The sequence below is a fragment of the Leptospirales bacterium genome, from assembly GCA_019694655.1.
Classification (GTDB): Bacteria; Spirochaetota; Leptospiria; order Leptospirales; family Leptonemataceae; genus SSF53.
On sequence record JAIBBN010000003.1, the window covers coordinates 88,298 to 113,128 of the forward strand.

Annotated in this window: 24 protein-coding genes; 18 read left to right on the top strand and 6 right to left on the bottom strand. The window is 59.6% G+C overall.

Annotated elements, in window-relative coordinates; genetic code table 11:
* Positions 1–6: 6 nt before the first annotated feature.
* Genes K1X75_06300 through K1X75_06320 form a run of 5 tightly spaced genes read left to right on the top strand, consistent with a single transcriptional unit; the run spans position 7 to position 5,369 of the window.
* The gene (locus K1X75_06300; GenBank protein MBX7057659.1) at positions 7–522 is read left to right on the top strand and encodes a FixH family protein; all 516 of its coding nucleotides are present in this window, start codon (positions 7–9) and stop codon (positions 520–522) included.
* Positions 522–758 (top strand): cbb3-type cytochrome oxidase assembly protein CcoS, encoded by a 237-nt coding sequence (ccoS, locus tag K1X75_06305; GenBank protein MBX7057660.1) that lies wholly within the window; start codon positions 522–524, stop codon positions 756–758. The genes K1X75_06300 and ccoS overlap by 1 nt, the downstream gene beginning before the upstream one ends.
* The gene (locus K1X75_06310) at positions 755–1,462 is read left to right on the top strand and encodes a sulfite exporter TauE/SafE family protein (protein MBX7057661.1); all 708 of its coding nucleotides are present in this window, start codon (positions 755–757) and stop codon (positions 1,460–1,462) included. The genes ccoS and K1X75_06310 overlap by 4 nt, the downstream gene beginning before the upstream one ends.
* A complete protein-coding gene (locus K1X75_06315; protein MBX7057662.1) occupies positions 1,459–3,957 on the top strand; it encodes a heavy metal translocating P-type ATPase in 2,499 nt (832 codons plus the stop codon). The genes K1X75_06310 and K1X75_06315 overlap by 4 nt, the downstream gene beginning before the upstream one ends.
* Positions 3,936–5,369 carry an HDOD domain-containing protein gene (locus tag K1X75_06320; protein ID MBX7057663.1) on the top strand — a complete coding sequence of 478 codons (1,434 nt, stop codon included), beginning with the start codon at positions 3,936–3,938 and terminating at the stop codon, positions 5,367–5,369. The genes K1X75_06315 and K1X75_06320 overlap by 22 nt, the downstream gene beginning before the upstream one ends.
* A gap of 31 nt (positions 5,370–5,400) precedes the next feature.
* Here K1X75_06320 and K1X75_06325 read toward each other — a convergent pair whose 3' ends face one another.
* On the bottom strand, positions 5,401–6,858 hold the full coding sequence (locus tag K1X75_06325; GenBank protein MBX7057664.1) for a PrsW family intramembrane metalloprotease: 1,458 nt from the start codon (positions 6,856–6,858) through the stop codon (positions 5,401–5,403).
* A 95-nt stretch (positions 6,859–6,953) separates the two neighbouring features.
* On the bottom strand, positions 6,954–8,594 hold the full coding sequence (locus K1X75_06330; GenBank protein ID MBX7057665.1) for a hypothetical protein: 1,641 nt from the start codon (positions 8,592–8,594) through the stop codon (positions 6,954–6,956).
* A gap of 285 nt (positions 8,595–8,879) precedes the next feature.
* Between K1X75_06330 and K1X75_06335 the strand changes: the two genes are divergently transcribed.
* From K1X75_06335 to K1X75_06365, 7 genes are all read left to right on the top strand, one after another.
* Positions 8,880–9,344, top strand: coding sequence for an Rrf2 family transcriptional regulator (locus K1X75_06335; protein MBX7057666.1), 465 nt, complete (start codon positions 8,880–8,882; stop codon positions 9,342–9,344).
* Positions 9,345–9,348: 4 nt separating this feature from the next.
* Positions 9,349–10,434 carry a sulfate ABC transporter substrate-binding protein gene (locus K1X75_06340; GenBank protein ID MBX7057667.1) on the top strand — a complete coding sequence of 362 codons (1,086 nt, stop codon included), beginning with the start codon at positions 9,349–9,351 and terminating at the stop codon, positions 10,432–10,434.
* A 170-nt stretch (positions 10,435–10,604) separates the two neighbouring features.
* The gene (locus K1X75_06345) at positions 10,605–12,290 is read left to right on the top strand and encodes a hypothetical protein (protein MBX7057668.1); all 1,686 of its coding nucleotides are present in this window, start codon (positions 10,605–10,607) and stop codon (positions 12,288–12,290) included.
* An 18-nt stretch (positions 12,291–12,308) separates the two neighbouring features.
* Complete coding sequence (gene cysT / locus K1X75_06350) at positions 12,309–13,133, top strand: sulfate ABC transporter permease subunit CysT (GenBank protein MBX7057669.1); 825 nt, start codon at positions 12,309–12,311, stop codon at positions 13,131–13,133.
* A 53-nt stretch (positions 13,134–13,186) separates the two neighbouring features.
* Positions 13,187–13,987, top strand: a complete 801-nt coding sequence (cysW, locus tag K1X75_06355) for a sulfate ABC transporter permease subunit CysW (GenBank protein MBX7057670.1) — start codon at positions 13,187–13,189, stop codon at positions 13,985–13,987.
* On the top strand, positions 13,977–15,023 hold the full coding sequence (locus tag K1X75_06360; protein ID MBX7057671.1) for a TOBE-like domain-containing protein: 1,047 nt from the start codon (positions 13,977–13,979) through the stop codon (positions 15,021–15,023). The genes cysW and K1X75_06360 overlap by 11 nt, the downstream gene beginning before the upstream one ends.
* Before the next feature lie 128 nt (positions 15,024–15,151).
* Positions 15,152–16,309: a TMEM43 family protein gene (locus K1X75_06365; GenBank protein ID MBX7057672.1), complete on the top strand. Its 1,158-nt coding sequence runs from the start codon at positions 15,152–15,154 to the stop codon at positions 16,307–16,309.
* A 77-nt stretch (positions 16,310–16,386) separates the two neighbouring features.
* On the opposite strand, the gene K1X75_06370 is transcribed toward K1X75_06365, so the two are convergent.
* Both K1X75_06370 and K1X75_06375 read right to left on the bottom strand, forming a co-directional pair.
* The gene (locus tag K1X75_06370) at positions 16,387–16,953 is read right to left on the bottom strand and encodes a hypothetical protein (protein MBX7057673.1); all 567 of its coding nucleotides are present in this window, start codon (positions 16,951–16,953) and stop codon (positions 16,387–16,389) included.
* Positions 16,950–18,176, bottom strand: coding sequence for an MFS transporter (locus K1X75_06375; protein MBX7057674.1), 1,227 nt, complete (start codon positions 18,174–18,176; stop codon positions 16,950–16,952). Before K1X75_06375 ends, K1X75_06370 begins: the two co-directional genes overlap by 4 nt.
* Positions 18,177–18,266: 90 nt before the next feature.
* Here K1X75_06375 and K1X75_06380 point away from each other — a divergent pair, with 90 nt between their 5' ends.
* Entirely contained in the window at positions 18,267–19,604 is a 1,338-nt protein-coding gene (locus tag K1X75_06380) for a cyclic nucleotide-binding domain-containing protein (GenBank protein MBX7057675.1), read from the top strand.
* A gap of 33 nt (positions 19,605–19,637) precedes the next feature.
* Here the strand turns inward: K1X75_06380 and K1X75_06385 are convergent, their stop codons facing one another.
* Positions 19,638–20,042, bottom strand: coding sequence for a DoxX family protein (locus K1X75_06385; GenBank protein ID MBX7057676.1), 405 nt, complete (start codon positions 20,040–20,042; stop codon positions 19,638–19,640).
* 80 nt (positions 20,043–20,122) lie between these two features.
* Here K1X75_06385 and K1X75_06390 point away from each other — a divergent pair, with 80 nt between their 5' ends.
* Positions 20,123–20,557, top strand: a complete 435-nt coding sequence (locus K1X75_06390; GenBank protein ID MBX7057677.1) for a GNAT family N-acetyltransferase — start codon at positions 20,123–20,125, stop codon at positions 20,555–20,557.
* 41 nt (positions 20,558–20,598) lie between these two features.
* Here the strand turns inward: K1X75_06390 and K1X75_06395 are convergent, their stop codons facing one another.
* The gene (locus tag K1X75_06395; GenBank protein ID MBX7057678.1) at positions 20,599–21,039 is read right to left on the bottom strand and encodes a DoxX family protein; all 441 of its coding nucleotides are present in this window, start codon (positions 21,037–21,039) and stop codon (positions 20,599–20,601) included.
* Positions 21,040–21,176: 137 nt separating this feature from the next.
* Between K1X75_06395 and K1X75_06400 the strand changes: the two genes are divergently transcribed.
* From K1X75_06400 to K1X75_06415, 4 genes are all read left to right on the top strand, one after another.
* A complete protein-coding gene (locus K1X75_06400; protein MBX7057679.1) occupies positions 21,177–21,899 on the top strand; it encodes an RNA polymerase sigma factor in 723 nt (240 codons plus the stop codon).
* A 106-nt stretch (positions 21,900–22,005) separates the two neighbouring features.
* Complete coding sequence (locus K1X75_06405; protein MBX7057680.1) at positions 22,006–22,977, top strand: patatin-like phospholipase family protein; 972 nt, start codon at positions 22,006–22,008, stop codon at positions 22,975–22,977.
* A gap of 42 nt (positions 22,978–23,019) precedes the next feature.
* Positions 23,020–23,868, top strand: a complete 849-nt coding sequence (locus tag K1X75_06410; GenBank protein ID MBX7057681.1) for a DNA-formamidopyrimidine glycosylase — start codon at positions 23,020–23,022, stop codon at positions 23,866–23,868.
* Positions 23,869–23,970: 102 nt separating this feature from the next.
* A complete protein-coding gene (locus K1X75_06415; protein MBX7057682.1) occupies positions 23,971–24,828 on the top strand; it encodes a class I SAM-dependent methyltransferase in 858 nt (285 codons plus the stop codon).
* The last annotated feature ends 3 nt before the right edge of the window (positions 24,829–24,831 follow it).

Here is a 24,831-nt window from a genome sequence, read left to right on the forward strand (position 1 = left end):
CCTTTGATGTCACGATCGCTGCGAACAGCTTTCATCACTATCGGCCTGTTTTTTGCCGTACTCTTTGCGGCTGGCGCTTATACAATGAAGCTGGCCTTTGCCGGGCACGAGCCTGCTTTGAACGAAGGCTACTACGAAATGGGCCTCGACTATCAGCCGCGCCTGGACGCGCTGCGCCGCGGTCGCGAACAGGGCTGGCGTCTGCTTCCCGATTTCGAAAACCACGCCGTACTGTCCAATGCAGCGCCGGTGGTTGTGTGGCGGCTGCAGGCGCCGCCCGGTCGCAGCATCGAGAGTGCAAAACTGAGTATTACCGTGGAGCATCCGGCCTCCGTGCGCGGCCGGCGCCAGGTGCAGGCAACTCTGGATCAGGCGCAACGCGAGGGCCCATCGATGCTGGTCTTTCGCACGCCGTTGAAGTTTGAAAGATCCGGCGTCTATGAAATTCAGGCGGAACTCAGCGTCAATGACGCAGTGGTCGTCGGCGTCTGGCAGCTTAGCGTAGCGTCCGGAGCGCACTGATGCCGGGACTGTTGATCATGCTACCCATCGCCATTGTACTGGCCTTGACCTTTCTGGGACTGTTCTTCTGGAGCATGCGCAACGGCGACATCGAGGACGCAGAAATGGCTTCGTTGCGCGTGGTCATGGAGGACGATGATGGCGTTGACCTGAGCGTTGGCAGGAATAGCGGCAAAGAATCCCCCGCAAGGTCAAAGGTCGGCGGCGGCAAATCCGGGGGGAGCGCGCTGGCGTGAGCGCCATGCTTGGCCTCGCGCTCCTGCAGGGCGTGGTGGGCTCCGTACACTGCGCCGCAATGTGCGGCCCTTTTGCCTGCGCGCTCAGCGCCGGGCAGCGCAGCCTGACGGTTCAACTGCTCTACAATCTCGGTCGCAGCCTTTCCTATATGACGGCGGGCATGCTGCTCGGCTGGCTTGGCGTGGGCGCAGATGCCTTCTTATTTCGCGATGCCGCCGCGTGGATCGGGGCCTTGCTGATGATTTACTTCGGTCTGGCCACAATCTTTCCAGCGCTGCAGTGGAAGACGCCAATCAGCAGCTGGATCTATGCGCCCATGCGTATGGCCGGTCGCCTGCTTGGTTCGCGTGCGGCGCGCAGTGAAAACGCCCTGCTGCTTGGCATCGTCAGCGGACTCTTACCCTGCGGCTTGCTGTATTCGGCCTACGGACTGTCCCTTGCTCAAGGGCATCCGCTGGGCAGCGCAATGGTGATGTTTGCGTTCAGTCTGGGAGCTTATCCCGTACTGCTTGCGATCGGGCTGCTTAGCGGCGAGGCCGGTCGACTGCTTCAGGGGCGGCCGGCGCGCGCCGCCCTTGGTTTGTTGATGCTGCTGGCCGGCTTCTGGATCATTATCATGCGCTACCAGGGTCAAATGCATCACAGCCATGAGATGGCTCCTGAGCAATCGGCGGCCGAAGCTCCGGCCGGGGTGCTGCGATGAGCGCAGCGCTGAGCGCCGCTGCGCCGGCCGTTGCAAAGCTACAGCATTGCAGACATTGTGGTCAGAGTCTTCCGCCGGGCAAGGCGCCCGCCGAGGCCCTTGATCCCGAGACGCAAGGTCCGGTCAGCTTCTGCTGTACGGGTTGCGCCGGCGCCTTCCAGTGGATCCACGAATCTGGCGCCTCTGCCTACTACCGCTTTCGCAGCGAGTACGCGCCGCGTCCAGGCGAGGGTTTGCCTGACGACCTTTACACGATGCTGGAAAAGGAAGCGGCAGCCGATGAGAGCGGCTTTCGCAGCGGCGTCTATCGCCTGGAAGGATTGCATTGTGCCAGTTGCGTCTGGCTGAACGAGAAACTGCTCTCCCGTCTGCCCGGGGTGGATCAGGTTAAGGTGCAGCTGGCCAGCGGCCGCGTGCGTTTGCGCTGGAATCCGGCAGCAAGCAGTCTGGCTCAAATCGCCGCCGAGGCGCGACGCGCCGGCTATGTCCTGTCTCCGGCTTCCGGCGCCGAAGGCGGCCGCGAGGACCAGCTCTCGACCGATCTTTTGCGTCGCATGGCTCTGGCCGGCTTCTTTGCCGGCAACATCATGCTGATCAGCGTTGCGCTGTATGCGGGCTACTTTGACTTCATGGACCGCTACACGCGAAACTTTTTTCATCTGACCGGCTTTTTACTGGCCACGCCGGTAGTCTTTTATTCGGCGCGCGTTTTTTTCCGCGGCGCCTGGTCGGCCTTGAAGCTGCGCCTGCTGAGCATGGACATCCTTACTTCGCTGGGAGTACTGCTGGCTTACAGCTACAGTATCTTTGCCACGCTGGCCGAACGAGATCAGGTTTACTTTGATTCGATCTGCTTTGTAGTTTTTGTGGTGCTGATCGGGCGCTTCATTGAGCGGAGGCTGCGCAGCCGTGCGCTCTACTTGCTGGAAAATCTTGGCAGCCGTGCGCCGCGCGCGGCGCGCCTGGTCGCTGCCGATGGCATTCACTGGATTCCCAGTTCGCAGATTGCGCCGGGACAGCGCCTGCGCCTGCTGCCCGGCGAAGCGCTGGCGGCGGATGGCGAACTGCTTGCGGAACGCGCCGAGTGCGATGTTGCCGCTCTCACCGGCGAATTCGAACCGGCCCTCTACCGCCGCGGACAGGTCATACCAGGCGGTGCAAAGGCCCTGGGGGCCGGCTTTGATATACTGGTTCGACGCGAGGCCTCGGCCAGTTACTTGAGTCGACTTAAAGAACTGGCGGAGAGCTCCATCGATAGCGCGCCGCGCGGGCAGCTGCTTGCCGAGCGTATTGGCCGCTGGTTTGTCGCCTTTGTTCTTGTGGCGGCGACGGGGACGGCGCTCTACTGGGCGTGGTGGAAGGGCGATGTCGGCGCGGCGGTTTTGAACACCGTTGCACTCTTGATCGTAGCCTGCCCCTGCGCCTTGAATCTGGCCATTCCCTCGGCCTCCATTGCTGCGGTGCAGCGGGCCTTCCGACGGGGCGTAGCCCTGCGCGACGCCAGCGCACTGGAGCGGCTGGCGGCGGTGCGAACTATGGTCTTTGACAAGACGGGCACGCTCACCGCCGGTCGTTTGAAACTTGCCGCTGTTCAGATTCTCGATGCTTCCATCGACGAAGTGCGCGCCCTGCAACTGGCTGCGGACCTCGAATCCAGTGCGGCCGTGCGTCATCCCCTGGCCGAGGGATTTCGTCGCGCTGCTGGCGCCTCCGCAACCAGCTTTGACTCCGCGACGTTTTCGCCAGGCTGCGGCGTCGAAGGCAAGGCCGGCGGCGCCGCGTATCGACTGGGCGCACTGCACTGGCTGCAGGCCGACATGCGTGGCGCACTGGCGCCGCCGCCGATGGCCGCAATCGGCATGAGCGTCTATCTCTGGCAGCTGACAGAAGGGCAAGCCCGCCCCCTGGCCGTGTTTGGATTCGAGGATTCGCTGCGCGAAGGCGTGCCGGCGATGCTGGCTGAACTCTCGCGACACATGAAGATCTTTTTGCTCAGCGGCGATCATCCGCAAAATGTCGAGCGGCTGGCAATGAGCCTTGGAATTGTTGATTTTGCCGGCGGCCGACTGCCGGAAGAGAAAAAGGCAATGCTCCGCGACCTCAAGCGGCGCGGCCCGACGGCCATGGTCGGCGACGGCGCCAATGATTCTGGAGCTCTGGCGCAGGCTGATGTGGCGATCAGTTTTGCCCATGGCGCAGATCTGGCCATTGCGCAGGCCGATCTGCTCTTGCTGAACGAGGACCCTGCTGCACTTTCCTATGCGTACCTTCTGGCGCGCTCCATGCGCCGCAAGGTGCGTCAGAATCTGGCCCTGGCCTTCCTCTACAACGCCGCCCTGGCGCCGCTGGCGATGATCGGACTGCTCAATCCGCTGGTTGGCGCACTTTTTATGGCAGCCAGCTCGATCACGGTGGTTCTCAACTCCCTGGCCCTTCGGTTGCCGCGGCATATAACCGAAACTGAAAAAGAGCTATGGAACTCCGCGAATACGTAGCGCTGACCGGCGCGTTGAAATCATCGCAACCTGTCCGATTGCCGATCAGCGTTCTGGCCAGCACACAGCAAAACCTGGCTGTCGGTCTGCTGGCCAACGCCCTGGCCGATATTGGCGCCGCTCATCTGCAACCAGCAATCAATCTGGCCGTTCAGGAATTGCTGAACAACGCCGAGCTGGCGCTGCACTTTGAAGACTTCCTGAGCAGCAGCGGTCGCCAGGCGGACGATCCGGAAGGAAGATCGGCCTTTGCTGGCGAGTGGAAAGAGAAAAGCGCGGCATTGCGCGCCGCCCTGCGCAAGAAGCCGCCGCGCATTCAACTGGAGCTCAAAATCGAAAATGGCGAACTGTTTGTCGCCGTTCATGGTTTGGGCGCGCTCTATCCATTTCAGGAGGAGCGTATCCGCCAGCGTTTGCAGGCGGCAGCAGCGGCGGACAGTTTACAATCACTGGAGAAGATGAACTGGAAAACAGAACAGGGCGGCGGCCTTGGCGTAGCGGTCGCTGCCATTGCCCTGCGCCGGGCCGGCGGAGAGCTGCAGTTCCACAAGAGCGCCGAGGGCGTTCGCTTCCAATTCAAGGTCGCTCCGGCGCGCGCCGCCGAGGAGCGGGTCGATCCGGGCGTTCTGCTCGAACTGGAGGCGATCCCGGCTTTTCCCGAGCACATTCGCAAACTGCGCGAACTCTGCGACTCGCCGGTCTCCAGTCTGAAGCAAGTCGCTGATTTTTTGAATCGCGAGCCGGCGCTGGCCAGCGGCATCATTCGCCTGGCCAACAGCGGCGGCTTTGCCGGCGGCAATATCATTGATCTACACGAGGCGGTGAAGATCGTCGGGCTTCGCAATATTTCTCAGCTCTTGTTGCAAGTGGGCGCTCTGGAAGTGCTGACCGCACGTTATGGCGGCAATGAGGAATTGATTGAACATCCCGTGCGCGTAGCATCCTTTGCTCGCTCGCTGGCCAAACGAAACAAGCGCGCAGCACTGGCCGATCAGGCCTATGTCGGCGGCTTGCTGCACGATCTAGGCAAACTGGTGCTGTACGCCGCGACGCGTAATCGTCCGGGATACGATTTTCTAAGTCATCATCGCAGCCGCAATAGCGTGGTGGAGATCGAAGAACTGGCCTGGGGCGTCGGACATGCGCGGGTAGGCGCCATGCTGGCTGCCAAATGGAATTTCCCTGCGCCCTTGATCGCCGCCATCGAGCGCCACCACGCGCCCCTGGCAACAGCCGACGCCCACCGCGACTTGTGTGACATGGTTTATCTGGCCAATGCTATGGCTGACAGTCTCGACGGCCAGTTGGACTTTTACTGTCTGGATCCGGGCGTTCTGGAGCGCTTCAATTTGACCAGCGAAGAGGCGTTCCTGATGCTCTCTTCGGCCCTGGACAGCGAAGCCTCGCGCTAAGGCGACGCGATCCTGGCAGCAGGCCTGTTAGCTAGCGTCGCAGGTCGCCCAGGCGGCGCACAAATTTCACGATCTGGTAGTTCCAGCGATAGAAAATGAAACGCAGCGGTCGCGACTGGTAGCGGCAGACGTGGCCCACAGGCAGGCTGCGGTTGCGGCGATTGCTCCAGGTGATTTGCCCGCGAACGGAAATTGGCCGCCAGCGGCCGGGCAGTCCGTCGCTTTCCTGACCATTGAGGTCGCCAAAGCGCAGCGTAAGGATTTCGCCGTCGGCAAAACTTTCGAGCGCCGATAAGAATACGCCCGTAGGTCGAAGATCAAAAAGGCTGAGCGTGACTTCGCGTCCGTCCTGCCGCGCTACGGCTGCGCCGCAAACAGCCGGCGTGCGCAACATCAGGTCGCGAAAATAGAGAAAGTTGATTTTATCGCTCAACAACAGCAGTACTGCAACCGCCGCCGGAAAAAGTGAAAACAGCGAATGAATCAGCGGGCCATCGAGGTCCGGCAAGCGTCGCGGAAGTTGCAACGGATCATGCAATAGCCACGCGGCAAGCGCCGCCAGCAGGAAGAAGACTCCAGCTGCCGTGCGCCAGGGTCCCCAGACCGAAAGCAGTAGTTGCGGCGTTTCCTCGGGCGCTTCTTGCATTTCATCGAGGCGCTTCTCATACTCGCGCTGGGCGAGCGCCACATCGAGATCGTCCGCGTCGATGCCTATCATCTGCAGTACATTTCGTCCAAACTGGACGCGGGCCTGGGCCAGGGTCAGCTCCAGCCAGATCATGCCAATAATCAAAAGCGGCGAGATCAGGTAGACCGCCGCTCCGCCGCGCAAGATCATCCAATCGTAGAGTCCGTGGATCAGGATCGGCCAGAACAAAGCAGCGAAGATTCGTCGGTAGCGGCGCAGGGAGAGCCAGCCGCTACCGGTTCGCTGCGCTGAGGCTGCGGCCGCTTCACTCTCTGTTGCCTGGAGCGATTCGGATTCCTGCAGTTGCAAAAAGGAAGGGCTGGAGAGCAGGGACATGGATACGAACCAGGCCATGATGCCCGAGAGGAATGCATGCAGCGGGATGCAGGTTAGACTGCGCAGTAGAATGACGTAGCCCGGAAAGCCGGCCGCATAGTACAGATTCTCGGCTACCGCAAAGCCCAGACCAATGAGAATTCCATCGAACACGCCTTCCACGGCGGTGAAGGTTTCGCTACTGCGCCGGAGCACGTTGTAAATAAACAGGAAGCGCACCAGCTCCTCGATGGCCGAAGCGTGCAGGAATGCTTCGATCAAAGGGCTATTGTCTGCTGGCAGGAGCTGGTGCAGTGCGCGCTGAACCAGCATGGTCAAGGAGGCGCTGAAAAGGCCGAGAAAGAAGGCGCGGCTTTGCAGGATGATCGAACGGCGAAAGACGAAGTGCCTGAAGTAAGCGAAAAAGAATACGGCAAAGACCCCCAGGGGGGCCGCTACCTTGACTACGCTTTCCAGTTTTTCCATCTTCAGATATGCTCAGCGTACCGGAAAGCCTGTAGAGAAAAAAAACGCTCCGGCCGTTTCCAACCGGAGCGTTTCGCCTCGAAGCAAAGGACCGATCAGGCGTTTGGGCGCAGGCGTCGGTAGGCGTAGATTCCAGCCAAACCAAGGGCTGAGATCAACACGGTAGCGGCAAGCGCAAAGACGCCGCCATTGCCTGATTTGCGCAAATAGCCGGCCAGCGCCGAACGGTGCGATTCGCCAATGCGCTCCAGTTTGATGCTGCGGATTTTTACGTTTGCATCATAGTCGCCTTCTTTGAAGCTATCGTTCAACCAGGTGACCAGGAGCAGCTGATTGCCGCCGGTCAGGTCAATTGTCGTTGATCCGCTCTTGTACTTGTTGTCGGCGGCTTCGACGTTCAACGCGGCGGTTACGCCATCGGCGGCCAGTAAGAGCTGAAAGGCATCGTATCCGCGCGGGAGTTTCAGCTCGCCGTGATTTCTGGCCTCCACCGTAACGCGGTACTGTCCCGCCGGCAGATTGGCAAAGCAGAAGCCAGCGGCCTGGTTTTGCCAGTAGGTGTAGAGCGCGCCCTCGTCATCCAGGAAGAAACGGCCATTGGTGTAGCACATTTCTGATCCGCTGCGGTCCAGAGAGGATGCGGCGCTGACGCCATCAGCGTCCTCTACCCACACATCGCCAATCTGAATGTTTGCATCATAGACGCCTTCCAGATAAGCGTCGTTGGTCCAGACCAGGTTCAACTCCGGATTTCCTTCTTCCAGTTGGACCAGTACGGAGCCCGTATTCCATTCGCTGTCTGATGCTTTGATCAGCATGCTGCCAAGGACTCTGTCACTGTGACGATCTTTGACCAGCACGATGAAGCTGGTGTAGAAAGAGGGCAGGGGGCCGTGGATATTGCGCGCCTTCACATGGAGACGGACCCAGCCGCTATTGCACTGGTGGAGTACTTTGGCGACCAGTTCCTGATCTTGCCAGTAGGTGTGCAGCAGGCGGTCGCCGCTGTTGCCATCGGTATACCATTTTCCGCCCTCCGGATGCAGTTGGACGGTGCGCTTGCTGCAATCGTCGCCGCTGGCGTTTTCATCATCAGAGTTGCCGTTACCGTTACCGCCAGCATTTCCATTGCCGTTGCCGCCAGCGTTACCATTGCCGTTGCCATTGCCGCCAGTATTGCCTGAACCGCTGTCGCTATCGCCGCTGCCTGATCCGCTGCCACTATCGGCGCTGCCTGATCCGCTGCCGCTATCGGCGCTGCCAGAGCCGCTGCCGCTGTCGCCGCTGCCAGAGCCGCTGCCGCTGTCGCCACTGCCAGAGCCGCTGCCGCTATCGCCACTGCCTGATCCGCTGCCGCTATCGGCGCTGCCAGAGCCGCTGCCGCTACCATTGTCGGCGACCTGGTCCGTATCGCTGCCGCTCTGACCGTCGTCGCCTGGAGGAGTCTCCTCGCCCCAGCCGCCGCCGCTGTCTTCATCCCCGCCAACTACGACGCCGCTGCCGCCGCCGCCCGAGCTTGTATCGCCCGGCGCCGGATCAGCCGGCGGATCCAGTGTAACCGGTTCGGTGGCCGGGGTGTCTCCGGCGGAACCGCTGTAGTCATCAGGCGTTACGCCCGGTCCGCCAAGTCCCGCCAGCAGAAGTAATGGCAGCAGATTGTCATCGCTGCCGCCACAGGTGGTTGCTCCGCCGCTCAGCAGCGCAACCAGCAACGCTCCAGTAATAATACGCTTCATAGTGCTTTCCTTTTTCCCCGCGCCAACGAGTCGTCCTCGAATATCGCGTTACTACAGTCTTATATACGGTCAGCCTCCCATTCCCATTACCGGCTCACTATGAGATTTCTGCCGCAGATGTTCAGAAAGTGCTAAAATCAGGCCTTGCGGGGGGGGCTGGCAAAGCTCCCAATGATGGCCGCTCGGCGACGACCCAGCCCCTGTCGCGGGGCGCTCAGGACGCAATTTCTTAAATATTGACTTATTCGATCGTTATTTGAGCCTTGGCTGCACGGCCCCTCTCTCATGCGCCTATCCCGGAAATCTGACTATGCACTGCGCGCCATTTTCATGCTGGTCGATCATCGTGGCCGCGGGCCGCTTTCCATTCGGCAGCTGGCAGAGGCCAACCGAATTCCCAAACCTTTCCTGGAACACATCCTGCTGGAGATGAAGGCGCGCGGTTGGGTCGAGAGCTTGCCCGGCAAACGCGGCGGCTACCTGCTGGCCCGCGACCCGGCAGAAATCACAATGGGTATGATAGTGCGCCATTTTGACGGGATTCTGGCGCCAATTGATTGTGTTTCGGTTGCCGCTTATCGTCGCTGCAGCCAGGAAAGCGTCTGTCGCTTTCGACGCGTGCTGCTGGAAGTGCGCAATGCAGTGGCCAGCATGATGGATCAGGCCAGTCTTGAGGTCGTTCATCAGCGCGCGCTGGTATCGCATCGCGAGGTCTTCTCCGAAGGCTTCGTTGGCGGCGGAGGCATCTAGGCCTATGACTTGCCAGGTCCGCGGCGCTGAGCCTGAGCCCACAATAACGACTGAATTAGACGTATATAGTCCGATTCGCGGCGGAGGATGGCGGCGGCGCCTGTGGCCGTTGTTTGGTCTGGCGCTGGCGGCGGCCTGCAGTCAGGGCGGCCCCGAGCGCCGGCTCCTGCATGTTTCCTTTGATTCTACTTCCGAGCTTTTTGCGCAGTTGAATCCAGTCTTCCTGGAGCAGTGGCAGGTCTACAGCGGTCAGCGCTGGCAAATGGACCAGAGCCACGGCGGCTCCGCGCGCCAGGCGCAAGCCGTACTGGAGGGCCTCGATGCCGACGTCGTCAGCCTGGCCCTGGCCTATGATGTCGACCAGCTTGCCGATCCAGGCGGCCTGCTTTCCGTCGACTGGCAACAGGATCTGCCCGAGCACAGTTGCCCCTTTTTCTCCACCATTGTCTTCGTTGTGCGTAAGGGCAACCCCTGGCGAATTAGGGACTGGAACGATCTTTTGCAGCCGGGACTCAAGCTGGTCATGCCCAATCCGCGCAGTTCCGGCGGCGCTCGCTGGGCTTACCTTGCGGCCTGGGCGACGGCGCGCAGACGCGGCGGAGGGGAAACGGAGGCCCGCCGTTTTCTGAAAGCATTGCTTGCCCATGCCCAGTCGCTGGCGCCCAGCGCCCGGGCGGCGGCCAGCGACTTCGTTCAGCGTGGCCGCGGCGATGTGCTGCTGGCCTGGGAGAATGAAGCGCAATTGATCCTCGAGCGCCTGGGACCGGAAGGCTTCGAAATTATTACGCCGCCCATCAGCATTCTGGCCGAGCCGGCTGTTGCCGTAGTTGCCGCAAATGTCCGTCGGCACGGGGCCGTGCAAATTGCCCGGGCTTACCTGCATTACCTCTACCAGCCACAAGCCCAGGCGCAAATCGCTCAGTTCCATTTCCGCCCTCGGGATCACGCTGCATTTGCTCTGGGAAATTTCAGCAAGCTGCAGTTGCTGGATATTCGCCAGGAGTTTGGCGGCTGGCGCCAGGCGCAGCGTCGTCATTTTGCCGACGGCGCCGAATTTGATCAAATTTTCGAAGAGGTTTTCCGGCCTTGAGCGCAAAAGTCGCACACGGCGAGCTGCCCAGGGATCCTGCGAATGAGCGCGGCGCGTCGGCCGGTTCTGGCAGCGTCTTTCATGTGACATTGCTGCGACAATTGACCCCTGTTTGTCATGACTTTGTAATGTGGCTGTGGGATTACAGGATGCTTACAGGAGCATCTCGAATGGATTTCAAAATAGCCCGAATGATCGCGCTGGCGGCGGGGCTGATCGCCGCTGCGCCCTGGCCTTTGCTGGCTTACGAAGAAGAATGGAATGATCCAAAATTCGCCGATCCGGCCCCCGCTGTCGAGGAACCGGGCGGCGCGGAGCAGCTCTTCCGCGATTCAAGATTCCGCCTCGACGGCGTGGTATGGGCAGGCTATGAGTTTTTGGACTATCAGGCCAATGGCGCCAGCGACAGCTCCGGTCCAAACTCGGAAAAAGCTGGCTTTCGCGTGGGGCGCGCCTATGTCAACGCGCGCGGCGAGGCAGTGCGCGGACCCTATCAGGGCTTTGGCTTTCGCGTGACATTTGACGCAGCGCCAGCCGCCGGTTTTGGCGACGGATGTTCGGCCGACGGCAATTCGGCCTGCACGGGCGCCAATACCAGCCTCGCCTTTCTTAAGTACGCCTATATGAATGTGCCGCTCTACGCCGGCGGACGGCTTTTTCTTCGATTCGGGCAGCAGGAGACGCCGCTGATTGATGCGCCCAATGGCATTTCGCTGCAGGAAATCTGGGACTACCGCTATCTGGATTCCGATGGCAAGCCCATGTACGAAGAGCTGGGACTTGGCTCCTCCACGGACCGCGGTCTGAGCATCAACTTCAAACACGACTATCTCGGGATCTCCGCCTTACTTGGCAATGGCGAAAGCTACACGCGCGTCAATGCCCAGCAAATACGTCGCCAATCGCTGAGCGATCTGGCGCGAGGCGAAGGCGACTCCTATGGTCTGGATTTTTACGGCGCAGTGAGTCTGCGACCGACCGGCAAGGATCGCGATCTGGAATTGACCCTTACGCTCCCCTTTCGACTGCGCAACATTACAGGCATTGCTCCGGAAGAGACCAGCTTTGCATCGGTGGATCTGAGCAATCCCGCCGCGCCGCAGGCCAGTTATCTAATCGGCGACGAACGCGCCAAAAAGGACGCCGCCTACGGTTATGAAGCGGATGGCGTAATTCGCAGCGGCGATCTCAGTTTTACTGCCGGCCTCGGCCAGGCGGTGCGCGTCGATCGACGCGGACGCGCCTTCAGTTACAATCAGACGACTCTGGCCAATGGCATTGATCCAAACAATCAGACGCAAGTTCTGAACAGCATCAGCGTCGAGGAAGACGCCTATGGCGTAGCAAGCTACTTCTTTGCTCACGCGCGCTATGAATGGCTGGGCGCCTTCTTTCGCTACAGCGAAGGGAACTCCGATTCGGCCCTCAATGGCGCGCTGGGCGTCAGCACGCGGAAAAGCTGGCTTTCGCAAATGATCAATGCCGATCGCGCCGACGGCGTGCTGGGCAATTTGAGCTTCGGTGAAACGCGCAGTCTCGACCTGGGTCGTTCGCGTTTTCGCAAAATCACCTACGGTTTGACCTGGCACGCCAATGACCGCTTTCGGCTGAGCATTGGCCTGAGCCGGATCACCGGAACGACTGCCAGCGGCGGCGAGCGCCGCGTCAACGCACTGCAGCGCGTTTCCGGACAGGGCGCGGCTTCCAGTTTGAATCTGGCGCAGCAGCTGGAAAACAGTGCAAGTTTCAAATCCCAGCTTGGACTCAGCTCCAACGACCGCGTCGATCTGAACGACTTCATCGGCCAGCGCCAGGTCGAACAGCAGATCTTCGTTCGCTCACAGTATCTCTTTTAGGCGCGCGATGGAGGCCGGGTGAAAGCAAGATTCAAGAAGCACAGCATCTTACCCGGCTTTCGTCTGACCCTTGGCTACAGCGCCTTCTACACGCTGGCGGCAGTGTTACTGCCGCTGGCGGCAGTATTCTGGAAGGGCGTCGAAGGCGGCGCATTTCTGCGCGCCGCCTTCGACCCGCGGGCCTTGCAAGCTTACCGTGTCAGCTTTGGCTGCGCCCTGCTGGCTGCCGGACTCAATGCCTTCTTTGGCTTTGTTACTGCGTGGGCTTTAGCCCGTTACCAATTCCCGTTCAAGCGTATACTGGACGCTGCCATTGATCTACCCTTAGCCATACCCACGGCAGTTTCGGGCATTGCCCTGTGCGCTGTCTTTGCCCCGGACGGCTGGCCCGGGGCGTGGTTTTATGCCCTTGGTATTGAGACGGCCTACACTCCCCTGGGCATCGTCATTGCGCTGACCTTTATTGGACTGCCATTTGTGGTACGTACCCTCCAGCCGGCCTTGAGCGAGCTGGACCGGCAATTTGAGGAAGCGGCCTTGAGCCTGGGCGCCTCGCGCTGGCAGTGTTTCTGGCGAGTCATCCTGCCGGAAATGGCGCCGGCGCTTTTGATTGGCTTTGCCCTGGCATTTGGCCGAGCGCTTGGCGAATATGGCTCGGTGATTTTTATCGCTGGCAACATTCCCTACCGCAGTGAGATTGCGGCGCTGCTGATTGTCTCCCGACTGGAACAGTACGACTATCATGGCGCAGCGGCCATCGCCTGCGTGATGCTGCTGATTTCCTTTTGCGGATTGCTGGCCTTGAATTTGCTGCAGCGCCGCCTCAGCAGGGGGAGCGCTTGATGGATCAGCGGCCGTCGGCAGACAGGCAGGCGCCGCGAGTCAGCGGCGATCCAATGTGGCTCAAGGCCGCCTGTATAGGCCTCTCCTTTGTCTTTGTTGGCATTCTGGTGGCGACGCCCGTGGCGGCCATTTTCCAGCAGGCCCTGGCAAATGGCATCGGAGCATACTGGCAGGCGATCAGCAGCGACCAGTCCAGGCAGGCGATTGTACTCAGCCTGCTGGCCGCCTTTGTCGCCGTCCCATTGAACACGACCTTTGGAATCGCCGCGGCGTGGGCCATCGCTCGTTTTGAATTTCCAGGGAAGGCAACCTTTTCAGCAATCATCGATTTGCCCTTCTCTGTTTCACCGGTCATTGCCGGTCTGGTCTTTGTCTTGCTCTTTGGCGGTCGGGGCCTCTTTGGAGAATGGTTACAAGAGCACAACTTTCGAATTATTTTTGCCGCGCCGGGCATTGTCCTGGCCACTGTTTTTGTAACTTTTCCCTTTGTGGCGCGGGAATTGATTCCTTTCATGCAGGCCCAAGGCGCTGAAGAAGACGAGGCCGCCATGAGTCTTGGCGCCAGCGGTTTGCAAACCTTGCTCCGCGTTACGCTTCCTTCCATCAAGTGGAGTCTGCTCTACGGCATGATCCATTGCGCCGCCCGGGCCATGGGCGAATTTGGCGCAGTCGCCGTAGTTTCCGGACACATTCGCGGTCGCACGGTTACCGCGCCGCTGCAGGTGGAGATACTTTTCAATGATTTCCAGTTCACTGCGGCCTTTGCCGTCGCCTCGCTGTTGGCCGCGATGGGACTGGTAACTCTGCTCTTGAAAATCTTGCTCGAAGGACGTCGCGCCGATCATGGAAATTGAAATCAAAGGTCTCACCAAGCAGTTTGGCGATTTTGCCGCACTGCGCGGCGTTGATTTGCGGGCGCCATCGGGCGCCTTGACGGCGCTGCTGGGACCAAGCGGTTGCGGTAAGACGACGCTCTTGCGTATCGTTGCTGGATTAGAAACAGCAGACGGCGGAGAGGTGCTCTTTGGCGGCCAGCCGGCGGCGGCGCAGCTCAAGCAAAGGCGCGTCGGCTTTGTCTTTCAGCACTACGCTCTTTTCCGACATATGAGCGTCTTTGAGAATGTCGCCTTTGGACTGCGCGTCAAGCCGCGCCAGCAGCGACTGTCGCGCCCGGCGATTCGCGAGAAGGTGCTGGAACTGTTGCACCTGGTGCAGCTCAGCGGCTACCAGGATCGCCTGCCGGCGCAACTATCCGGCGGCCAGCGGCAGCGGGTTGCCCTGGCGCGGGCCCTGGCCGTGGAGCCGCAGGTCCTTTTGCTGGATGAGCCCTTTGGCGCGCTGGACGCTGGCGTCCGCCGCGAATTGCGCCGCTGGCTGCGCAAACTGCATGATGAAGTAAAGATTACATCGCTCTTTGTTACCCACGACCAGGACGAAGCTCTGGAGGTCGCCGATCAGGTGGCCATCATGCGCGCCGGAAAACTGGAGCAGGCGGGCGCTCCGGAGGCCGTTTACGCCCGTCCGGCGACGCCCTTTGTCTTTGAGTTCCTTGGCGCTGTGAATCTGTTCCACGGGCGAATGGAAAACGGGGCCTTGAACGTCAGCGACGTTCATTCCGAAGAAGCCGATCGCGCAGCGCTGGTCTATGTGCGTCCGCATGAGCTGGCCCTTTCCCGTCAGCGCGCCGCCGATTCATTGTTTTCAGCCACAGTGGAGTCGATTCGATCTGCCGGGCCGGCGGTACGCGTGTTGCTGCGCAGCGAGCGCGGCCAGAATCTGGAGGCCGAGCTGAGCGCCGAGCAGGGGCGTGCACTTGCTTTACTGCGCGGCGAAAGCGTCTTTGTGGCCCTGCGCAACAAACAGGTATATTTCGAAGATTTTGTGATTTGACCTTCCCGGAAAGCGCTGCGCCATTCCTGGTCGAGGACCGAGGAATCTGCATCCGGCGCCGCAATTTCCAGGATCGACGCCGGATTTCTTCTTGCTGTCCGCGCCGTGCCGGTTGCAGCTCTGGCGCTATGGCCGATTACTCAACGACAACAACCGTCTCCTGGGGCGAACGCCTCAAACAATCCATCACCACTACTCTGGTAGGCGCCGGGCTATTTCTGGCCGCCTTTCCAGTCCTGTGGTACAACGAACGCTGCTCGGTGGATAACATCCGAGGACTGGAAGCTTACGCCCAGGAATTGCGCAGTGTCGATGCCAACAGCGTCAGCGGCGCCGACGAGGGCAAGCCGGTGCATCTCAGCGGGCAGGCGGTGACCACCGAAACCTTGCACGACGATCTCTTTGGCGTTTCACGGGTTGCAATCCGCATTGAACGCGATGTAGAAATGTATCAGTGGAAGGAAACAGAGGAAAAAAAGACGCAAAACAATACCGGCGGCAGTCAAACGACCACCACTACGTATAAATATACCACCGAGTGGTCTTCCAGCTATCACGATTCCTCCCGCTTCAAGGAACGCAGCGGACATTCCAATCCCTCCATGCCGGCGCACAGCCAGACTTTCACGGCAAACAATGTAACCATCGGCGCGCGACGCTTCAGCGCGCAGATGATCAGCCAGATCGGCGGCAGCCAGGAGCTGGTTCCGGATAATGCCGGCGGCATGAGCCTGGCCGGACGCAGCGGACAGGCGGAGGGCGGCTACATCTATTTCAGCCAGGGCAGTCCTGGCAGCCCACAGGTGGGCGATGTGCGCGTGAAATTCAGCTATGTGCCATCCGATCAGACGGTTACTATCTTTGCCCGCCAGACTGGCAATTCTTTCGCTGGTTTGCCGCGCGAACATGGTACAGACATTTTGCGCGTCGATATGGGCCAGCTCTCCAAAGAGCAGGTAATCGAGGCTCAGGCCAGTTCGGATAAGGTGATGCGCTGGATTCTACGGATCGGCGGTTTTGCGGCGATGTGGATTGGCCTTGCCCTCTTTTTCCGGCCGCTGCGCGTGCTGGCCGATGTGTTGCCTTTTCTGGGCAGCCTTCTGGGGGCCGGCCTGACCATTTTCTCCGGCATCATTTCAGTGGTGCTGAGTTTCAGCACGATTGCGATCGCCTGGATTTTTTATCGGCCGCTGCTGGGCCTTGGACTTCTGGCAGTTGTAGCAGGGGCCATCGCTCTGGCCGTATTCATCGTCAAGAAACGCAAGGCCGCAGCGCAAAGCGCCTGATTGCATAGTGCAATGTATGCGGCGCAGCGTCAGGCTACGCCGCAGGCCAGATCCCCCGCAATTGCGGGGGATTTTTTTTAGCCGATCTCGCCGCTTTGCAGGCTGTGATGCACAAGCAGAAAAGCAAAAATCAGTCGATCAAGAGTCCGCGCTAGAGCGGCGTGCTCCATTTCGTCGATGCGGCCGTCGGCCAGGGCCAGGCCGTAGAGTCGCACCAGCTGTTTGAGTCGCGCACTGCGCATCACCTTCAGCCACCGCCCGATATCATGCTCCTGCATATGGCGCTGAGGACCCAGCTGACCCAGGCCATGCCAGCGACCGCCCTCCAGGCGAAGGTGCAGGCGAAACTCGTGGCGTAAATCGGTGCAGTCAAAGGCGGAGGCGCTTTCCAGGCGGGCGCGCATAGCCAGCAAATGATTCAGCGCATCATCCAGACGCGCAGCCAGTTGAAAGCGCTCCTGCCCGACCAGTTGGCCATCCGCAGTAAGACGACGAAATTCCTGATCCGCTTCATTGATCTTCTGTAGCAAGGTTTGCAGCCAGAATACCGTCTGCGAAGCGGCCGCCAGGTTGTAAGCGGGCCGAAAGCCTTGCGCTTCTACTACGCCGTCGCTGCGCAGAACGATCTGGTTCTGAGCGCTCATGCCGCTTCGGCCGCCGCCTGTGGCGAGCTGGCAGCCGGCGCGCCATGGATATGGAGCATGCGCGAAAGCAGCAGCGCAATGACGCACAATGCTGCCGCCGTCGCGCCAGCGCGGTCAAAATGCTCGATCACGCCCTGATGATCGCTGATCAGCGCGCCGCCCAGCGCCGCTGCCGCGCCCATGCCAATTTGTTGCACCGCCGAATTGATACTCATGAAGCCGCCGCGAATCCGCGCCGGTACTGTAGAAGTGACCAGGGCCATGGCCGGAATGAAGCGGCCATTGGCGGTGATGAAAAAAAGCGTCGTTGCGCTCAGCGCCGCCCACAAAGGCGAGGGTCGCATGTTGCTGATCCAGAAAATGGGTATCAGCGAAAGTAAGAGGAACAAAGAGAAAACGCGACGCTTGCCAAAGCGATCGGAGAGATGTCCGACAGTGGGCGCCGAAATGAAGGTCGCCGCGCCGCCTACAAAATAGATCCAGAACAGGTCTTCGTTGGCCACGCCAACATTCTTCTCCATGTACTGAGCAATCATCGGAATGATGGTGAAGTGTCCCAGCATTAGAAAAAAGGTAAAGACCAGGGCCTGCGCCACGCCGGGTTGTTCAAGCAGTGAACGCAGTCGCAACCAGGGATGAGCGCGCTGGCTCTCGTCGATATGAGCGCGCATCGATGGCACAAGGGCGGTAATTGCCGCCAGCAAGATCACGCCCAGAGCGGCAACGGCCACAAAGGGGGCGTGCCAGCCAATGTGATGCGCCAGCTTGAGCCCCGCCGGAACGCCAAACACCGAGGCCGCCGAAAAGGAAAGCATCACTATGCCCATTGCGCGACCGCGAAATTCCAGGGCGACGGCGTCGCCGGCTATGGTGAGTACCAGCGCGCCGGTCACCCCGCCAAAAGCCCCGGCCACGGTGCGCGCGGCCATCAGGCTGTAGTAGTCGGGGGCGATGGCACAGGCCAGCGTGCCAAGGGCGAAGCCAGCATAGAGCCAGAACAGCGCCGCTTCGCGATCCAGGCGATCGATAAACAAGAAAACAACCAATCCGGCAATAGCGGCGCTGATGCCATAAGCCGAAACCAGCCAGTTGAACTGGCGCACACTGATCTGAAATGCCTCGGTCAATTGCGGCGACAGCGGCATCATCACCATGAAGTCGATGATGTGCGTAAACTGCACCGCGGCAAGCGCCAGCAACAAATAGAGTTCTTTACGGGACATGGCTATCAGGTCAAAAAAAAGCCGGGGGCCTGCGGCGACCACTGAAAGACTGCATCCGGTTTGAAAGCGCGCATGGAAGGAGTCGCTTCTGTGCGGCAGAGCAGACCGCAATATGTAGTTGCCGCCCTCCAGGCGCCCGCTGCTCTGTCACACTACAGTATGCGCAACATCGCCGTTCTTTGCAATGATGAGCAACTGAATGCGGAGATTGCCGCCGCCTGTCAGGAGTTCGATGACGAATTCAGCCCGGTCTTTCTGGCTGCGGTCGATTCTTTCGTGCAGTATTTGAACTACGAACTGCCGGAGATCGATATCGTCTATTTCGGCGCTGCCGGCGTCGACGTCAGTACGGCCCTCGATGCCGTAAAGAACGACCCCTGGCTTCACTTTGGCGGAAGCATTGTCATCTACGATGAAGCAAGCGAACATGACCTGCTGGAACGCTTTCGAGGCGTCAACATCATCGCCCTGATCCATCGCGACCGCGTTTCACTCTATCTGCCGCGCGCCCTTTCTGTCTTGTATCTAAATCGAAGCATCCTCTTCCAGCGAGATTTGCACGCTCTGTTGCAGGCCAATCTGGAAGGCGCTTTCGTCATGAACAACGACCCCTTTGACGCCGCCACCTATTCTAATCTACTATCCAACTTTCTTTATAACTCCAATTTGCTTTCTCTGGAGGGGAAGTACGACTTTAACACCGCCCTGACCGAACTGCTCTACAATGCAATCGAGCACGGCAATTGCGGCATAACCTTCGAAGAGAAAAGGGAATTTCTTGCCGGCAACTCCGACATAGTTCGCTTGATTCGCGAAAAGAATCAGGCGCCGGAGGTAGGTCGACGCAAGGTGCGCCTGAACTACCGCATTTCTCCGGAGCGCTCTTCCTTCGCCATTCAAGATGAGGGCGCCGGATTCGACTGGCGCAGCCGCTACGGTCGCGAGGAAAACACGGAAGAACTGCATGGTCGCGGCATAATGATTGCGCGCCACTACTTGAAAGAGTTGCGCTACAATGAAAAGGGCAATGAGGTCTATTTTGAAATTGGCCATCTGGAAAATGAAAGCAACGCTGTGCCGCGCGTCTTTTCGCAGACTGCTGTTGAGGAATATCAAGACGGCGAAATCGTATTTCGCCAGGGAGACTCTTCCAGCCACATCTACTACATTGTGGCCGGTCGATTCGATATTTTTGCTAACGATCGGAAAGTATCGACCCTTACTCCAGCCGACATCTTTCTGGGCGAGATGTCCTTTTTGTTGAACAATCGACGGTCAGCTACCGTGGTAGCGGCCGGCGGCGGTTCCTTGATCAAGCTTTCCAAAGAAGCGTTTATCAACGCCATCAAGCGCGAGCCGCACTACGGAATATTTCTGGCGCGGCTGCTGGCGCAGCGACTGCAGCAATTGCACGACTTTCCGGTTTGAATTGTGACGCCGTGGCCGGCGCCAGCTCCGTCTTCAAAAGGGCAGGCGCGATCCAATCAGCGGGATTTCTTTGCGTCGCAGCCAGAGAATGGAAGCCGATAGCAGCAGGGCGGTCATCGCCAGCGCAAAAAGCAGGCCGCCATCATCCTGTACGACTACGCCAAGCGGACCGAGGTGCGCTGCCAGCGCGCCAAACATAGCGCCTGCGCTCAACACTGCGCCGCTGGCGGCGCTGCGAGGAATCACCAGCAGAATAGCAGCGACCAACTCCATGATGCCTGAGCCAATGCGTCCCCACGGTTCTGCCCCCAGCGTCGTAAAGATATACACCGACTCTGGCGCTGCTGTAAATTTGAAGAAGAGCGTCTGTACCAAGATCAATGCGACGACGATCTGAGCAATCCACAGGTAGTAGTTGCGGGGCGATGCGCTTGCCATATTGGGCTTTAGTCGCTCTGGCGCGGCATCCGTCACCGAAAAAAGTTGCATCGGGCGCCGGCCGCCGTCGAAAACGGTTCATGATTCAGTCGCTGCAGTTTGAAAGTTTGGAAGACCCTGCCGGGGATCTGCAGGAAGAACTCTGGGAGCGGCTGCGCGAGCACGGTCGCGGCAAACTCAGTAATCCGGCCCTGGCCGAGCACGCCTCGCTGGCTATTCTTGCTCGGGAAGATGGCGTTCTGCGCGCCGGACTTCTGGCGCTTACTTATTTCCAGGGGATGAATCTGCAATGCCTGTGGATTGACCAGAGCTGGCGCGGTCGACGTCTGGGATCGCATATGCTTGGCCTGGCGGAAGAGGCGGCCAGGGAGCGTCATTGCAACGTGATATTTGGCCACAGCTTTGGATTTCAGGCGCGCGACTTCTATGTCAAACACGGCTATGAAGTTTTCGGGGTGATTCCCGAGTATCCGCCGGGGCACGGTTGTAGCTTTCTAAAGAAAAGCCTGGCCTGAGGCCGGCGAAATCAGCGACCGCCGGCTCAGGTTCTTTGCGTCTAGCCCTTCAGCTTGCCGCCCAGAATTCCGTCCACGCTGGCCATGCCGCCGCCGCGGATCGTCAGAGCAATGGAGATGCCGATGGCCAGGAAGTGCAGCTCCCAGCCGAGACCGGCCTGTGTACTCACGAATCCAATGGCCCGGTGCATCAGAATTGCAGCGCCAATCATGATTACGCCCAGGCTGGCCGCGCTGAAACGGGTCAGAAAGCCGGTCAACAGGCCAAGCGAGCCAAAGGATTCGCCAATGATTACCAGAAAGGCGACCACCCCGGGCAGACCGGCGCCGGTCAAAAAGCCATAGGTCCCTTCAAAGCCGTAGCCGCCAAACCAGCCAAATAGCTTCTGCATGCCGTGCGGGAAAAAGAAAAGCCCCAGCGTTAGCCGCAGGATCAGGGAGATGTAGTCGCTGCTGTCAGTTTTCAGCAGTTTTTGTAGCACGCTCATTTTAGCTCGCTCCTTGCCGCCAGCGGCGGCGGCGACCGGTGGCCGCCGTGTGTTTCTCTATTTGTAACCGCACGGGTTCCAAAAGGTACGCATTTTTTTTGGCCGGGCGGGCCTGCGGTGGGAATTGTAGAATGCTTGCCGGCGGCGCTATTTGTGATGATGCTGGTTACAAAATTGCGCGCTGGAGCCAAGCCCTGTCCACCCTGTCATCGGCCCTTCTGTCCAAAGCCAGACCGCGTCTTTCGCCCGCAGACCCGGAGCGAGAACTGCGTTTGCGCCTGGAGCAAAGGCAATCGGAGCGCGCCTTGACGCTGATCGAACGGCACTATGGCCCCAGGCTGAAACGTCTGGCGCTGCGCTTGCTTGATGATGAAGATGATGTCGCCGACGCCATGCAGGAGACGATGATTGCCATCCATCGCTCGCTGGATCGCTTTGGCGGGCGTTCGCGCGTCTACACCTGGGTTTATCGGGTCGCTTTACAAACGCTGCTGAACTGGCGCCGGGCGCGTTCTCGCCGCCGTCGCCGGGAAAATCCTTCGACCATGCAAGCGGATATGGCCGGCGCCAAAGCGCCCGATAAAATTTGCGAGGAGCACTTTCGTCGCCAAATGCTGCGCTCCGCACTACTGGAACTGCCCGCCCGCCAGCGAATGACCTTGCTTCTCTTCGAGGATCAGGGTTTTAGTATTCGCCGGATTGCCAATTTCTTTCAAGAGGACGAGCGTGCAACGCGCGCTCGTCTGCACCGGGCCCGCGCTACGCTGCGTAAGGCGCTGCAGAAGGACCGCCGGCTGCCAGGCGAAGAATTGCTTGGACTCTTTCGCATCGATGCGGTCGGCCGCTTACGCTGAGCGTCGGCGCCGGCATCAAAGCATAGGCGCGCTATCCGCTGCGTCCGGTCCGCGGATTGCCCTCGCCCAACTTGACGTCTGACAGGCTGCTGCCTGGCTCAGCCGGATGGGCTGGCCTTTCAGGAACATTGTCTTTGAAGGCGGCGGCGTCTGGGGCGCCGCCTATGGCGGCGCACTGCTCAAGCTGGAAGAGCAGGGGATACTTGCCCAAATGGAACGCGCCGCGGGCACATCGGCGGGCAGTATTGCCGCCCTGACTGTAAGCCTGCGCTACAATGCTCACCAGATGCGCAAGCTGTTGCGCGACCTGGATTTCAGCAGCTTCACACAAAAATCCGAGCCGCTAAAATTCCACGATCGCTATGGCTGGTATACGACCGGAGCGCTGCTGGACTGGATTCAGCAATTGATCCGCGAGGCGGGACCCAATCTGGGCCGCGATTTGACCGGACAGGAGACCTTTGCTGATTTGAAGGCGGCCGGGGCGCTCGATCTGGTCGTTTTCGCCGCCGATCTGAATCGCCGCCGATCTATAGCATTCAGCGCGCAAAATACGCCTGCCGTTCCGGTGGCGGAGGCGGTACGCGCCTCGGCCTCCATTCCTGGATTTTTTCAGGCCTGCGAATTGAAGGTCAATGAGGAAAGGGCGCATATTTTTGTCGATGGCGGGATTCTGATCAACTATCCGATCATGGCCTTTGATCGCAATCGCCCCAATCGAGCAACGCTGGGTTTGAAATTTACCAGGCGCCGCCAGCAGCCAGACGCCCCGGCGGCGGATTTCAGTTTTGGCATGTGGTCGCAGTGGGCGCGCCAGCTCTACGATACGATCAGCAATCAGCGCAATGAAATTCTCTATCGAACTCCAATCTATTTGCGTCGGACAATCTTTATTGATGTCGGCGAAGCCTCCGCAGTCAATTTCGCCATCAGCGATTGGGAAAAGAATGAACTGATGGAACGCGGCTACCAGGGCGTGGAACGATTTGTGCACCGCTGGCAAACGGAGCACAGCCCGCTGGGACTGCTGCGCCGGCTATTTGGCTGGCGGCCGGAGCGCAAAGAGGCGGGTCTGTGAATCGCGGCGCCGCGCCGGCGCAACTGCAGCGGCGGATGAGCGATGCCCGAGCTTCCTGATCTGGAGTACGTGCGTGATCGACTCCGCGACGAGCTGCTGTCCTCCGGCCCGCGCGACCTGATGGAGTTCCGCGTTCGCCAGCCGGTGGTCATTCGCAATTTGAGCGGGCGTCCGCTGGAGGATTTGATGGCCGGCTGCCAGCTCGCCGGCATCCAGCGCGTCGGGCCTTTTCTGCAGTTTGAATTCGGCCAAGCGCGCCTGGCGGTGCATCCGATGCTGGCTGGCGCCTTTCGCCTCGCCGAACGGCCGCAGATGCGCGCCCTGTGCGTCGCCTTTCGCTTTGGCGAGCAAAGCTGGCTTTGCTACGGCGACGATAAAAAGATGGGGAAACTATACTTTTACCTTTCCGGCCAGGAATCTATGGTCCCGGACTTGCTCCACGCGGGGCTGCCGGTTCTATCCCCGGAGTGCAGCGAAGGCGCCTTTCTCGATATCCTCGCTCGCCGTCGCCAGCAGGCGCGTGCATTCTTGATGGATCATTCCAACCTCAGTGCAATAGGCAATGCGTACGCCGATGAAATCCTTTTTGAAGCCGGAATTCATCCCAAGACATCGGTTCAGCAATTGAGCGACGAACAGCGTCGCCGACTGTTTCAGGCCGTTCGGAGCGTACTGCAGCAAGGCATCGAACATGTTCGTGCGGCCGGCCGCCCGATCGAAGAGAAAGTACGCGATCATATGCAGGTGCGCAATCGCAAGGATCAACCCTGTCCGCGCTGTGGGACGCGCATTCGTCGGGCTAACGTCCTTGGCTACGACGCCTTTTTCTGCCCGAGCTGCCAGCCGGATACAAAGCGCGGATTCATTGATTGGCGACTGACCGAGGCTTGAAAGGCGGCCGGAAAGCGGCTTTACGGCGCCGGCCATTGGCCTATTCTGGCTGACCCGCTGGCGCAAGCTGCGGCTGCGAGGCGTCCGTTGACGCGCAATTTCATGGCCCCAAAAAAGAAACACGCACACAAGAACAACTACTACAACGACATTGCTCTGAAGCTGGCCAGCGAAGTCTTCGGCGTCGAACACTTGCACTATGGCTACTTCAAAGGGATCCAGGCGAACATTGAAAACCTGCCTCGCGCGCAAGACGCCTATCTCAAGAATTTGCTGAGCTTTATTCCCAGGAAAGGCGTCAAGAGGATCTTCGATGTCGGCTGCGGCGCGGGGGGAGCGGCAGCGGCGCTGGTGAAGCGCGGCTACCAGCTGGTCTGCCTGGCGCCGGATCCATATTTGATTGAAAAGACGCGACAGCGGACGGCCAACAAGGTACAAACCATCACCGACCTCTACGAGAATGTCGAGGATGAGGTTCCTGGAGCGTCAATGGACTTGATCCTGATGTCGGAGTCATGCCAGTACGTAAACGTTGACGCCGGCTTTGCCAACCACCGCCGCTTCTTGAGGCCGGGCGGCTATCTCCTGGTTGCCGACTTTTTCCGGACCAGGCCGGCCGATGAACGCAATCCCAGTAAGTCGGGTCATATGCTGGGGCCCTTTCTGGAGGCCGCACAGCGCAGCGGATTTCAGCTGTTGCGCCAGCAGGACATCACCGAGGCGGTAGCGCCTACAATGGATCTCTACCAGTCCTTCATTACCAATCGAATCTTTCCGGTCGTTGAGGCGCTGCTGGAACTCCTGCGTCGCGCGCTGCCGCGCACATTTGCCGTATTTCGTTTTTTTCTGGGCAAGCGCGCGTCCGCGTTGCAAAGCAAATACCAGAAACAGGGCGCAGCGCTATTCAAGGAATATAAACGTTACATGGTATTTTTGTTTCAGCTTTCCGCCAATTCCTGAAAA